11 protein-coding genes and 1 pseudogene are annotated in these 12,884 nt (G+C 62.3%); 5 read left to right on the top strand and 7 right to left on the bottom strand.

Annotated elements, in window-relative coordinates:
* Window positions 1-153 precede the first annotated feature (153 nt).
* The 3 genes from IVB40_RS26185 (at window position 154) to IVB40_RS26175 (ending at window position 3,792) form a co-directional block, all read left to right on the top strand.
* Entirely contained in the window at window positions 154-1,350 is a 1,197-nt protein-coding gene (locus tag IVB40_RS26185; RefSeq protein WP_247816738.1) for a CoA transferase, read from the top strand.
* Window positions 1,351-1,510: 160 nt separating this feature from the next.
* A complete protein-coding gene (locus tag IVB40_RS26180; protein WP_027568815.1) occupies window positions 1,511-2,578 on the top strand; it encodes an alcohol dehydrogenase in 1,068 nt (355 codons plus the stop codon).
* A gap of 134 nt (window positions 2,579-2,712) precedes the next feature.
* The gene (locus IVB40_RS26175; RefSeq protein ID WP_247816737.1) at window positions 2,713-3,792 is read left to right on the top strand and encodes an isocitrate/isopropylmalate dehydrogenase family protein; all 1,080 of its coding nucleotides are present in this window, start codon (window positions 2,713-2,715) and stop codon (window positions 3,790-3,792) included.
* A gap of 21 nt (window positions 3,793-3,813) precedes the next feature.
* Here the strand turns inward: IVB40_RS26175 and IVB40_RS26170 are convergent, their stop codons facing one another.
* Window positions 3,814-6,123 carry an NACHT domain-containing protein gene (locus tag IVB40_RS26170; protein WP_247816736.1) on the bottom strand — a complete coding sequence of 770 codons (2,310 nt, stop codon included), beginning with the start codon at window positions 6,121-6,123 and terminating at the stop codon, window positions 3,814-3,816.
* 85 nt (window positions 6,124-6,208) lie between these two features.
* Here IVB40_RS26170 and IVB40_RS35910 point away from each other — a divergent pair.
* Window positions 6,209-6,353 (top strand): annotated as a pseudogene (locus IVB40_RS35910) (isocitrate/isopropylmalate dehydrogenase family protein); the annotation flags it as partial.
* A 425-nt stretch (window positions 6,354-6,778) separates the two neighbouring features.
* On the opposite strand, the gene IVB40_RS26165 reads toward IVB40_RS35910, so the two are convergent.
* Window positions 6,779-7,096, bottom strand: a complete 318-nt coding sequence (locus IVB40_RS26165; protein ID WP_247816735.1) for an antibiotic biosynthesis monooxygenase — start codon at window positions 7,094-7,096, stop codon at window positions 6,779-6,781.
* 122 nt (window positions 7,097-7,218) lie between these two features.
* Here IVB40_RS26165 and IVB40_RS26160 point away from each other — a divergent pair, with 122 nt between their 5' ends.
* On the top strand, window positions 7,219-8,118 hold the full coding sequence (locus tag IVB40_RS26160) for a LysR family transcriptional regulator (RefSeq protein ID WP_247816734.1): 900 nt from the start codon (window positions 7,219-7,221) through the stop codon (window positions 8,116-8,118).
* Window positions 8,119-8,233: 115 nt separating this feature from the next.
* On the opposite strand, the gene IVB40_RS26155 is transcribed toward IVB40_RS26160, so the two are convergent.
* From IVB40_RS26155 to IVB40_RS26135, 5 genes are all read right to left on the bottom strand, one after another.
* Entirely contained in the window at window positions 8,234-8,518 is a 285-nt protein-coding gene (locus IVB40_RS26155; protein ID WP_247816733.1) for a hypothetical protein, read from the bottom strand.
* A gap of 144 nt (window positions 8,519-8,662) precedes the next feature.
* A complete protein-coding gene (locus tag IVB40_RS26150; RefSeq protein ID WP_247816732.1) occupies window positions 8,663-9,484 on the bottom strand; it encodes an enoyl-CoA hydratase in 822 nt (273 codons plus the stop codon).
* Window positions 9,485-9,595: 111 nt separating this feature from the next.
* Window positions 9,596-10,945: a L,D-transpeptidase family protein gene (locus tag IVB40_RS26145; protein WP_247816731.1), complete on the bottom strand. Its 1,350-nt coding sequence runs from the start codon at window positions 10,943-10,945 to the stop codon at window positions 9,596-9,598.
* A 372-nt stretch (window positions 10,946-11,317) separates the two neighbouring features.
* Window positions 11,318-11,689 carry a helix-turn-helix transcriptional regulator gene (locus IVB40_RS26140; protein ID WP_026233304.1) on the bottom strand — a complete coding sequence of 124 codons (372 nt, stop codon included), beginning with the start codon at window positions 11,687-11,689 and terminating at the stop codon, window positions 11,318-11,320.
* A 29-nt stretch (window positions 11,690-11,718) separates the two neighbouring features.
* Window positions 11,719-12,765: a LysR family transcriptional regulator gene (locus tag IVB40_RS26135; RefSeq protein WP_027568820.1), complete on the bottom strand. Its 1,047-nt coding sequence runs from the start codon at window positions 12,763-12,765 to the stop codon at window positions 11,719-11,721.
* Window positions 12,766-12,884: the final 119 nt, after the last annotated feature.

The following is a 12,884-nucleotide window of genomic DNA, read 5'->3' as shown; positions in this document are numbered from 1 at the left end:
AACGGGTCCAGTTGCCCCGGAATTCCCAAAGCCGCCCGCCAGACGCGTCCGTTCGGTAAAGACTTTCCTACTCAGCCGCCGCCCTTTAGGGTCGGCGCACGAACAACAGAGAACTTCGATAAGTTCCTAACTGACCCGAGGACGCAAGCAGGCATGCAGCTATCAGATAAGCATGAGGGGACGACGACAAAGGCCTTCGCCGGCCTCCGGGTCCTGGATTTTTCGACCACCATTGCCGGTCCCCATTGTGCGCGGATGCTCGCCGACATGGGCGCCGAGGTCATCAAGATCGAGACCGACGGCGGCGAGACGATGCGAACCCGGCCGCCGCTGCGCAAGGGCTGCAGCACCGTGTTCGGCCAGCTCAATGTCGGGAAGAAGAGCGTCGTGCTCGACCTCAAGTCCGAAGAGGGCAACGAGGCGGTCCGCCGGCTGGCCGCGACGGCCGACATCCTGGTCGAGAATTTTCGCCCCGGCGTGATGCACCGGCTGCGGCTCGACTATGACAGAATGCGCGCCGTCAACCCGAAGCTGATCTACTGCTCGATCTCCGGCTACGGCCAGAGCGGCCCGTCGGCCGAGCTGCCGGCCTACGCGCCGGTGATCCATGCGGCATCCGGCTACGACATGGCGCATCTCGCCTACCAGCCCGGCCGCAGCCGCCCGGATTATTGCGGCATCTACCATGCCGACGTCGTCACCGGCACCTACGGGTTCGGCGCGATTGCGTCGGCGCTCTACCAGCGCACCCTGACTGGGCTCGGCCAGCACATCGACGTCTCCATGCTGGAATCGATGCTGACGCTGACATTGATCGAGTTGCAGAACTCGCAGTTCACCGTGAAGCCGCCGCCGCGCCCGATGTTCGGGCCGACCGAGACGGCGAGCGGTTATGTCATGATCACGGTGGCCAGCGAGAAGACGTTTCAGGGACTGATGGGCGTGATCGGCCGCCCCGAGTGGATCTCCGATCCGCGCTTCTCCACCTACGCCGCGCGTCGGGACCATTGGGCCGACTTGATGGACGGTGTCGAGGTCTGGTCGCGGCAGCTCTCGACCGATGTCTGTCTTGTCGCGTTAGGTGCGGCCGGCGTGCCGGCCTCGGCCTACCGCACTGTGTCCGAGGCACTGGCCGATCCGCAGCTCGCGCATCGTCAGGCGCTCTCGTCTGTGGAGGACGAAGGCGGTTCGTTCCAGGTCCTCAATCTGCCGTTCCGGATGACGGGTGCCGACACGACACCGGGCAAGACGATGGCCGTGCTTGGCGAGCACACCGACCGGCTGCGCGCGGAGATCGGGCTCACCGACGGTGGACCAACTCCGTTAGCCAAAACAGCTGCGCAAATCTGACGGCAAGGTTGACGGACAGCTTCGTGCAGCGAGCAATGCGGCGTTGCGCGTGGCCGGCTTGCCATCATCCGTCGGCCTCAACTAGACAGGTCCGAGTTTGTCTCGTCCTGCCGCCCATGCCATGGTGGCGACGACAAGAAAAGTATCCGGGAGGACGCCAATGAAAAGTTTCAAGGTCGCCGATTTCAAGGCGCCGCTGCAGGAGTTCGACGAGGCGACGCCGCAGCCGTCGGGCACGCAGGTGTTGATCAAGGTGAAGGCCGCCGGCGTCTGCCATAGCGACCTCCACATCTGGGAAGGCGGCTACGATCTCGGCCACGGTCGCAAGCCGCTGTCGCTGAAGGATCGCGGCATCAATTTGCCGCTGACCATGGGACACGAGACAGTCGGCGAGGTCCTCGCCTTCGGCCCGGACGTGAAGTCGTCGGATCAGGGCGACGTGAAGATCGGCGATGTCGGGCTGGTCTATCCCTGGATCGGTTGCGGCAAATGCGCGACCTGTCTAGCCGGCGACGAGAACATGTGCCTGACGCCGCGCTCGCTCGGCGTCTATTGCGACGGTGGTTATTCCGACCACATGCTGGTGCCGCATCCGCGCTATTTGCTCAATCTGAGAGGCCTCGATCCCGCGTCGGCCGCACCCTACGCCTGCTCGGGCGTCACGACCTACAGCGCGCTGAAGAAGCTCGAGCAGCACTTCGACACGCCGATCGTGATGTTCGGTGCCGGCGGACTTGGCCTGATGGCGCTGTCGCTGCTGAAGGCGATGGGCGGCAAGGGCGCCATCATGGTCGACATCGACGCGAAGAAACGCGAAGCCGCGGAGCAAGCCGGCGCGCTCGCGACCGTCGATCCCAAGGCGCCCGACGCGCTGGAGCAGCTTGCCAAGAAAGCCGGTGGCCCCATCCGCGCGGTGCTCGATCTGGTCGGCAACGCCGCCACCACGCAACTCGGCTTCGACTGCCTGACCAAGGGCGGCAAGCTCGTCATCGTCGGCCTATTCGGCGGCGGGGCGACCTGGGCGCTGCCGCTGATTCCGATCAAGGCGGTGACGATCCAGGGCAGCTATGTCGGCAATTTGCGCGAGACGCAGGAGCTGCTCGATCTCGTGCGAGCGAAGAACATAGCGCCGATCCCGGTGACGCGGCAGCCGCTCGCCAAGGCCAACGACGCGCTGGTGCAGTTGCAGCAGGGCGCGGTGGTCGGCCGCACGGTGCTGACGCCGTAACTTCCGCTCCATCCTCCGTCATTGCGAGGAGCGAAGCGACGAAGCAATCCAGAATGTCTCCGCAGATGCAGTTCTGGATTGCTTCGCTTCGCTCGCAATGACGACTTGGCTCGCTCTTTCCCGAGGCTTCCCCCATGTCCGCAAATAACGCCTTCCACATTGCCGTGCTCGCCGGTGACGGCATCGGTCCCGAAGTCATGGCGCCGGCCATCGAAGTCCTGCGCAAGATCGAGACCATATCCGGCCTGAGTTTCCGCTTCACCGAGGCGCCGGCGGGCGCCACCAACTATCTGGCCACCGGCAAATCGATGCCCGATACCACCATCAGGCTGTGCGAGGAGGCGGACGCGATCCTGCTCGGCGCCTGCGGCCTGCCGTCGGTGCGCTATCCTGACAACACCGAGATCGCGCCGCAGATCGAGCTGCGCTTCATCTTCGATCTCTATGCCGGTGTGCGCCCCGCGCGGCTCATTCCGGGCGTGCCGAGCCCGATCGTCGGCGCCGACCAGCGCGGCATCGATCTCGTCGTGATCAGGGAGTCCACCGAAGGCCTGTTCGCCTCGATGGGCAAGGGCGTCGTCACCCATGAGGAGGCGCGCGAGACCATGGTGATCACGCGCAAGACGTCCGAGCGCCTGTTCGAGTTCTCGTTTCGCCTCGCCGAGCGGCGCAAGGCGCGCGGCAAGCCCGGCGCGCTGGCCTGCGTCGACAAGGCGAACGTGTTCAAGGCCTTTGCGTTCTTCCGCGGCATCTTCGACGAGATCGCCAAGCGCCATCCGGAGGTGAAGACCGACCGGCTCTATGTCGATGCCTGTTCGGCGATGCTGGTGAAGCGTCCCTGGGATTTCGACGTGATGGTGATGGAGAACATGTTCGGCGACATCGTCTCCGACATCACCGCGAGCCTGATCGGCGGCCTCGGCATGGCGCCGTCGGCCGACATCGGCGACAAGTACGCCGTGTTCCAGCCCTGCCACGGCACAGCGCCCGACATCATGGGGCAGGGCAAGGCCAATCCCACCGGCATGATCCTGTCGACCGCGCTGATGCTGGACTGGCTCGCCGACAAGCACGGTGTCGAGGGCGCGGCCGAAGCCGGCGAGCAAATCGAGCGTGCGGTGGACAAGGTCTATGCCGACGGCCTCAAGCCGATGGAGTTCGGCGGCAGCAACGGCACAGCCGACATCACGAAGGCGGTGCTGGAAGCGTTATAGTCGCCAGGGCCAGATCAGCTTTCAGCCAGTTGATCCGAGGGCGGCCAGGGCTTCATTCAATCGATTTTTGGCGACGTGGGGACGGGTGCGATCGGCGGAGATCCTTATGATCTGCTCCGGTACGCGCTCCAAGCCTTCAATATCTATGATTCGAAACAGCGGGAATTGCGCCCGAATTAAAGCCAGCAATTCGTGAGGCGTATATCGCGCCTCGATCGAACCGCCTTCAGCGGGCGTCAGGCTGAAGCTCCTGCGTACGACGTGCCAATAGGGATCCGAATCGCTGTTGTTGAGATACCTGCTTGGCGAAAATCGAGACACGGCTTCCGCGCCCGGCATCTTTCCCAGCCTCAATTGCAGGTGATTGACAAGAAATCCGAAGATTTGGTCCGATATCACGGAATGGAAGTCGCTCGTTGCGTGAGCGATGGCTACCAGAAGGACATCTATGCAAATCGAACGTTTGTAGTATTCCTCAAAGAAACTCGACGCCTTGAACGCCGCATCCAGCGCGATCAGCTTGACCGTGATCGGCTCGTCGTCGCCCCCACACGAGATCAGGAATTGGATGGCGACGTCCCAAGGGCATTGCACGCGAGGCCTCTGCTTGCCCTGGTCCTTCATAGATCGAACGATGTCCCGTAGCAGATGGAGCGGTATAGTGCCGGTGTAATGAGGCAGAGCGCGATGCCAGCGCGCGAATGTCGCGGCGCCCTCCGGTATTTCGGATACGAACCTCGATACGTCCCGCGTCGCCGCGGCGAAGATGACGTTCATGTCATCGATTTCATTCTTCACCATATAGCATGCGACGAGAAATTCTTGAAATGACCTGTGAGGAAAGAACAGAGTCTTGTTGCCCTTCCTTTCGAGAAAGCAGGCGGACACCAGGTCCCGTCTGACCGCATCCGGTTCGATCTCTGCATTCGGCGCGAACGGCTTGACGATCTCATCAGGGATCTGGTTCTCGTCGATGCTCATGGTCTGCGCCGTCGTCCACAACCACCATGCGATCGCCTCGGCGAACTTTCGCCGCGCGGCGTACCCGAATGGGGATCCCGGGCGCTTGTCGATCTCGCGCTCGATGATCCGTTGCACGAATATTTCGTAGAGTTCCCCGGTTAGGTACGGTCGCGGGCTGACGAACTTATCCAGGAACATCTCGCAGAACATCTTGGCCTGCACCGGCCGTGAAAGCAGGTCGCCGAAATCATGGCTCTCGAGTATTTCTGTTCGTCGTTCCAGCTCCTCTGCGTCGATGATGTAGTCGTCGGTGGCGCTGTTCTGGATACGAAATCCCGAATAGCTTTTCACGAAGTCGGCTGATTGTTCGGCAGAGAACGGAAGCAGCTTGATGGTCTGGTAAGAAGGCCAATCTGGTTCGCGGATCTGACGTCCCGCCAAAGTACGAAGGCCCTTCAGCACGAACGTCTCCTCGTCGTCGGAGAGGAACGCCGTCGGCCTGCCGAGAAGCAGGACCTTGGCCTCGGGCGTGACCAGCCGATTCAGCTCCTTGAATGTCGCGCGAAAATCATCCCAGGTCATTGCGTGCTTCATTTCGTCGAAGCCATCCAGGATCACCAGGAAGCGCCCACTTTTATTGAGGGTCATGAACGTATCGAAGTGATACCCGTCGATTGGTGCCCGCGCCGCGAGCACCTTGCCCAGCAGGCCCTCCAGGCTCTGTTCTCCAACGATTTCCTGGAGTTGCACGTAGATCGGGATTCGGCCCTCCTCGTTAGCCAGGTGAGCCTTCGCGAGGGTCGCCGCGATCTTCCTCGCGGTCGTCGTCTTGCCCATGCCATAGCTTGCCAGCACGGCTAGTGCGGGGCCTCCTTTCGTCTTGATCCAGTTCGAGATGTGCTCGATCGCCTCGATGCCGGTGTCGCAATGCGAAGCAACGTAGTAGCGCTCGATGCCCTCGTCTTCGAAGGACGTTTTCAGGTTGCGCAGATAGGCCCGAACGTTGAAGATCGAATTCTGCAACTGAGGGAACGTCAGGTACGTGAGCGCGCGAACACTGTTCACATAGTTTTTTGCCGCTGGACTGATATCCTTGCTCGTGATCAGCCAGATCTCGTCGACTTGGCGGTTGTCATAGAGCGCACTGTAGTCGGCCCAAATGACGGTGACTTCCTCTAGCGACAATGCGCGTGCGTATTTTTTGCACTCGATGGCGATCACGCGCGACTTGTTGCCGAAATCCTGTCTGTTCCACACTATGTCGACGCGCTTGTGGCCGATTAGCACCTCGACATCGACATCCTTCCAAGCCGCGCGTAGGAATGCCGCCACATCGTCCCGGAACCGATCGCCTTCGTTTGATGCCATGGTCCTCAGCCCTTCCAGCGGCCAAAATAGGTGGAAGGCTACAATGTTAGCGACTTGAGGTCGAAATGCTAGGCTTCCCACTTGGCACGGCGTCGAGGACGCGGCAGAGGCCGGCGAGACCATCGAGCGCGCCGTGGACAAGGTCTATGCCGGCGGTCTCAAGCCGATCGAGTTCGGCGCTCAGCAACGGCACGGCCGACATCACGAAGGCGGTGCTCGCGGCGCTCTGAAGCAACCGGACGCCGGGGTCGCGTCACCTCGCCCCCGCTGGGGGCAGGGCTGTCGCATATGAAGAAAACTTATGGCTGGAAGTTCGGCTGCAGCCATCCTTCGAGACGCCCGCCTGCGGCGGGCCCGCAGGATGAGGGATGCGTATGCGGCAGCATTTCAGCGCAGACGGACGGGGCTGAGCCTCATCCTGAGGAGGCCGCGAAGGGGTCGTCTCGAAGGACGAGGCGTTCGCTCAGGCGTCGCTGAGACGTCATATGCGATAGCCCCGCCGCTGGCGGGGGAGAGGTTGAATTCGGGCGAGGCGACTCGCCGCGAGTCGAACTCTTACCGCGATCGCGGAAGTGGCCCCGACCCAGCGAGCGTGACTTGCGCTCCGCCTTTTAGGTTTCACCTCCAAGCGTTACCTTTCTGGTCGATGGCTGCCTCAAACCTCGCGGGGCGCCTTTGCGGTCCACATTCGCTCCCGAACCACGCTGCAAATCTGGAACTTGAATTCGCTGAAGAAGGCCTCGACTCCGCGCCGCTTCGCCTTGGCGTGCTCGGGATCGATCCGCCAACGATGAAGTGCTTCCTCGGTCTCGAATTCGACGATCGTCACCCGCTCTCCATCGTCCGCAACAAAACCTTTGTGCGAGATGTAGCCGGGTATTGTTCGCGCAATTTCGCTCATGCGTTTTGCCATCGGCCCATATTCATCCTGCATGCCGGGATTCATCCGCGTGCGAAAGACAGTGACGATCATCAGACAAGCTCCTGTGTGGGACGAACCTTGTTCACCGCTGTCGTCCGTGCACGACCTTTACTAGGGGCGTATCATCACATATAATGAATAAATATGATTTAGTTGATCTCAACGAGAGATATATGGACCTGTCGGATCTGCGGATATTCGTTGCTGTCGTGCGCGAAGGCGGCGTGACCCGCGCGGCCGAGCGGCTGCACCGCGTTCAGTCCAATGTCACAACCCGTATCCGGCAGTTGGAGGAGGATCTCGGCGTCGCCCTCTTTATTCGAGAGGGTAAGCGTCTTCATCTGGCGCCCCAGGGGCAAGTGCTGTTTGGCTACGCCAACCGCTTGCTCGCGCTTGCGGATGAAGCACGCGATGCCCTGCAAGACGCAAAGCCACGCGGTACGTTCCGCCTCGGCGCGATGGAAAGCACGGCGGCTGTCAGGTTGCCGGGACTGCTCAGCGAATACCACCGGCGACATCCGGGGGTCGTTCTGGAGCTTCGCACCGGCAATCCGCAGGTTCTCGCCAGCGCCATTCTCGCCGGCGATCTCGACGCCGCGCTCGTTGCCGAACCCATCGCCGATGAGCCGTTTGAGAAGGCGCCCGCCTTCGAGGAGGAGTTGGTGATTATTGCGGCTGTCGATCATCCGCCGATCGTCAAGAAAGGCAGCAACCTACCAGGTACCATCATCGTCTTCGAACACGGATGCCCGCATCGCAAGCGGCTTGAAGACTGGTACGCAAGGCGAAACGAAATGCCGGAGCGCATGATCGAGCTGGCTTCGTATCACGCAATGCTGGGCTGCGTCGTTGCGGGCATGGGTGTTGCCCTGATCCCCAAAAGCGTTCTGACCACATTTCCGGACGAAAGGCTGTTGAGCGTCCACCCGTTGGGACGAACGGAGAATCGGGCGTGGACTGTGCTCATCTGGCGCAGGGGAGCGGGCTCCGCAAACATTCAGGCCTTGAAGGCGATCTTGCAGAAGTCCCGGTTGGCGAGTCACAGGGCCGTGACGACAGCCACGGCCCTATGAGACTGGACGGCGCTGCGTTTGCCATATTCCTCTGAAGCGCCGTGTTATGGCGTGTCTTGTCGAACTGGCTGATGTCGGCGCCGACACGAACGCCTTGCCACCGGCCCCTCGCAATTCACCAGCGACGCCAGTGGCGGTGGCCGCCCCAGCCCCACGGACGCGGACCGTAGAAGCGTCGCGGACCGCCGTAAAAGCCGTAGGCCCCATAATGGTTCGGACGCCAGAAGCAGCGACCCCACGGGTTACACACCCAGCGCACCTGATCGACGGTGGCTGCCGGGCCGCTCGCGATACGGTCGGCCTGCGGAATGCCGTTCGGCATCGCTGCGAGCGCCTGTCCCGATATGAGCGCTGCGCCGCCCAGGGCAGCCAGACCAACAACAGCTAATTTGAGTTTCATCGCAATCTCCCTCGTTTGATGGCGAGAGAACCTCCAGCAAATCAGCTGGTTGCTATGGTGTTGCAGGGGCGTGGGAATTTAATCTTCCTGAATGCATGTTCACGTTGGCTGCCGTCGTTGCTGCGCTTCGTGGCAATAACGGAATCACCGTCCCTGGAACTGCGGCTTGCGCTTCTCCATGAAGGCCTGACGGCCCTCGCGAAAATCCGCGCTGTCCATGCAGGCCGTGCCGGCCGCCCTGATCGCGTCCATGTCGCGCCCGCTTTCGTCCTTCAGCACCTGAGCAATGGTGAGCTTGGCGGCCTTGATCGCGAGCGGCGCATTTTGCGAGATTGTCTCGGCGATGCCCATGGTCTCGCCCCAGAGCTGATCCTCTGGAACCACGCGCTCGACCAACCCGATGCGCAGTGCTTCCGACGCATCGATGCGCATGCCCGTATACATCAGGAGTCGGGCCCAGGACGGTCCGACCAGCGACACCAGGTGCTTCAGGCCGTCGTAGCCATAGGCAATGCCGAGCTTCGCCGCGGGAATGCCGAACTGGCTGTCATGGGAGGCGATGCGGATGTCGGCAAGCATCGCCACCTGCATGCCGCCGCCAAGACAAAAGCCCTGGATGCAGGCAATGGTCGGCTTGGGATAATCGGCAAGCAGCGCGCGCTGGGCGGCGCTGCGCTTGCCATATTCCTCGGAAGCGGCGGCGTTATGGCGCTTCTTCTCGAACGGGCTGATGTCGGCGCCCGATACGAAGGCCTTGCCGCCGCCGCCGCGCAGGATCACGACGCGCACGACAGCGTCGTCGCGCAAGGCTGTCAGTGCCTCGCCAAATCCCTCCCACATCTCCAGCGACATCGCGTTGCGCTTGTCGGGATTGTTGAAGGTGATCACGCCGACGCCACCGGCTGTGTGCTTGAGGATCTTGCCATCGGCGTAGGGAATTTCGGTCGTGCTGGACATGTCGGACATCGCGCTCATTTTCGTTGGCGAGGCGCAATGTTCGTCCGGGGCGAGGCCAGGGTCAACCGCGGCAACGGACGTGGCTTTGCAGCCGCCTGTGCCGCGATTGCATGGCGCGATCTATCTCGTCATGTGCGCGGTCAGCGGGTGGCTGCCGGCGTTGCTGAAGAAGGCCGCCTCTTCGGCGGTCGCCTCCAGCAGCTGCTCGTCCTGGTGATAGACGTCGTTGCGGAACTGGACGGTCTGGTCCTTGGTCATCCACGCCGTGAGATAGATCCAGGCCACCGGTACCTTCTTCACCATGGCGACGTCGAGATGCTGGCCGCTGGCGATTTCCGCGTCGATCGCGGCGCGGCTCCATTTCGGCTGGTCCTTCAAGAGCCAGGCGGCGAGATCGCGCACATTGTCGACGCGCGAGCAGCCATGGGAATCGAAGTGGTAATCATCGCTGAACAGATTGCGCTGGTTGGTGTCGTGCATGTAGACCGAATAGGAATTCGGCATGTCGATCTTGACCGCGCCGAGCGCGTTGAACGTGCCGTTGTGCTGGCGCACGGTGAAGTTCGGCGTATGCGTGCCCGACCAGTCGACCGAATTCGGGTCGATCGGATTGTCGTGCGCGTCGAGCACTTCCATGTGCATGCGCGACAGATAGGTGGGATCCTTGCGCATATGCGCGGAGATCTCGGTCTTGGCGATCGAGGAGGGCACCGTCCAGGTCGGATTGAGGACGACGCTGCTGATCTGGGCCGTCAGCGTCGGCGAGGGCTTTTCGGTCTTGCCGACGATCACGCGATAACGCCTTACCACGACGTCGTTCTCGACCGCTTCGGCGAAGGCGGCGGGGATGTTGACGACGACATAGCGCTGGCCGAAGCCGAAATTCATGTTCTCGAGCCGCTGCAGCGAAGCCTCCAGCTGCCGGATGCGATTCTGCACCGGCACGTTCATCGCCGCAATCGTGCGCGGCGTCATCGTTCCGGTCGGCGCGAGGCCGTGGCGGGCCTGGAAGCGTTTCACGGCGTCGGCGAGATCCTGGTCGAAGGCGCCGCTCGCCTTGTCGGCGGCAAGATCGCCGGAGACGATCAGCCGCTTCCGCAGGATATCGTCGTTGGCGCCCTGGGCGCCGGGCGCGAATTTGGCGTCTGCCGGGATCGCCGGCCAGCCGCCGCGCACGGCAAGATCGGAATAGCTCAGCGCCGCATCCTTGATGCGCTGGGCGGAGCCCTCGTCATAGGTCGGCTCGTGCGTCAGCGCGAGCGCCGCGGCCGAGCGGCTCTCTGCCGTCGAAGCGGACGCTGGCGCGGCAGTTTTCGGTGCGGCTGCGTGGGCCGGATTGGCGGTGGCCGGCACCGTGCCAGCCGCAGTCGCAGGCTTGGGCCCGGCCTGTCCAATCGTCTCGGTCTGAGCAAGCGCAGAGGCGCTCGCAAGCATGCCGACGGCAATGATCATCGCATGGCGTTTCGACATGTGTCCCATCTTCCCATGAGAGCGAGGCCCGGGCGGGCGCTCGCATCGGCAATTCCCCGGTTCGTCGTGCTGATTCGAGAAATCGGCGGGAGGCTAGCGCCTCCCGGTTGCGGCTCCCTTAAGCACGGCGCATCACGAGCCCGGCACGTCGGACGGCGGTCTCTGGATTGGGTCGCGACAGGGCAGGAATGGGTTCGCGAAAACCGCGGGCGACGGCGGGAAAAATGGTCAACAAAAAGGGGCGGTCATGCCGCCCCGAGAAGTCCGCGCAAGCGCGGGCCGGATATATCTCGTCCGGGTCTCGTTCAATCCAGCCGCGCCCCGTGACGCGGCGGATTGAACATCGGGCGGAAGGCGCGAACGCCGATCGGCTCAGGCTTCGTTCGCTGCGATCGATTCCATCAGCGAGACGAGCTGACGCTGCACCGTCTGGTCCTTGATCTTGCTGTAGGCGCGCAGCAGGCGGAGGCTGAAGGCCGAGTCCAGGAAGAGCAGGCTCTCGACTTCGCGCGCCTTGTTGTCGCCGTCATAGAAGAAGGTCACGGGCACATCGAGGGCGGTGGCGATCTGCTGAAGCCGGGCCGCGCCGACGCGATTGACGCCCTTCTCGTACTTCTGGACCTGCTGGAAACTGACGCCGAGCTTCTCGCCGAGCTCGGCCTGCGAGACCTTCATCTCGACGCGTCGCAGACGGATTCGCTTGCCCAGCTCAATGTCCGGCTTGCCGGCACTGCGCTGCTTCATTCTCTTCGCCGCTGTCTTCATCTTTTTTCTCATCGGTCTTCGGTTGAAAACCCCCCGAAGAGCTGGGTCAGGGGTTCGCCCATATACTCGTCCTTGAATTCATGCGGGTGCACGAACTCTTCCTTAAACCACGGGAAACGCGCCGGATTGAAGGCTTCGATCAGCCAGTCAATCATGTGCCGCACGCGCGGAATCCGGCCGCTACCAGGATGGTAGGACAACCAGATATCCAGCGATCTGTTCAGCTCGACTTCCAGTGGAATCAACTTCCCGCCAAGCGCCACGGCGTAGCTCGGGAATACGCCGATTCCGGCGCCATTCGCGACCGCCCAGTAATTGGCGCTCGAGACGTTGGTCTTCATGACCAGAAGGTCACGCTCCGGAACGCCGGGGAAGAAGCTCTCGAAAGTTTGCTTGGCATCGAGCTGGTCGGCGAACTGCAGCACCAGGCGGTGCTTGATCAACTCCATCGCCGAACGCGGCGCGCCATGTTTCGAAATGTATTTCTCGGAGGCCCAGAACATCAGATGCATGCGGCCGAGCCGCACCAGCTTGACGTCGAGCGCCGCAGGCCGCGACAAGTGAATGGCGACGTCGGCCTCGTGGCGAGAGACGTCGGCCGAACGCATCGCGCAATGCAGGTCGACCAGGATCTTCGGATACGCCTGCTGGAATTCGACCAGTCGCGGGGCGAGCCAGAATGTGCCAAGTCCCTCGGTAATGGCGACGCGGACCTCGCCGGCCAGGGCGTTCGTCGTCGAATCGCTGGTGCGCAGCACGTCGAACGCGGCCGCCTCCATTTGCTCGACGGCGGAGACCACCAGCGCGCCTTCGTCGGTCAGGCGGGTGCCGTGGACGTCGCGGGTGAACAGGGTGGTGCCGGTCTGGCGTTCGAAATCATCGATCCGACGGCGGACGGCGTTGATCGACAGTGACAGGCGCTCAGCCGCCGAGCGGAAACTTCCGCATCGGACGACTTCCAGGAAAATGCGCGCCGCATCCCAGTCCGACAGGCCGCTGATGTTTGTCTTTGGGCGTTCCTCCAGAGGAACGCCCCTTTCCGCCAAGGAGTGCATACAAGTCCCTTCGGGTCGCTAAACTGGCAGAATCTGGCGCAAACCACAACCACGGCGGGTTGGGGAACGACGAGTTTTGAACGTCATCCTTACTACGCCGCAGGTGGTATTCGGGTGCT

Origin of the sequence: Bradyrhizobium sp. 40 (genome assembly GCF_023100925.1) — a bacterium.
Lineage (GTDB): Bacteria > Pseudomonadota > Alphaproteobacteria > Rhizobiales > Xanthobacteraceae > Bradyrhizobium.
The sequence above is the reverse complement of the archived record's forward strand: the minus strand, read 5'-3'. Positions and strand labels throughout refer to the sequence as shown.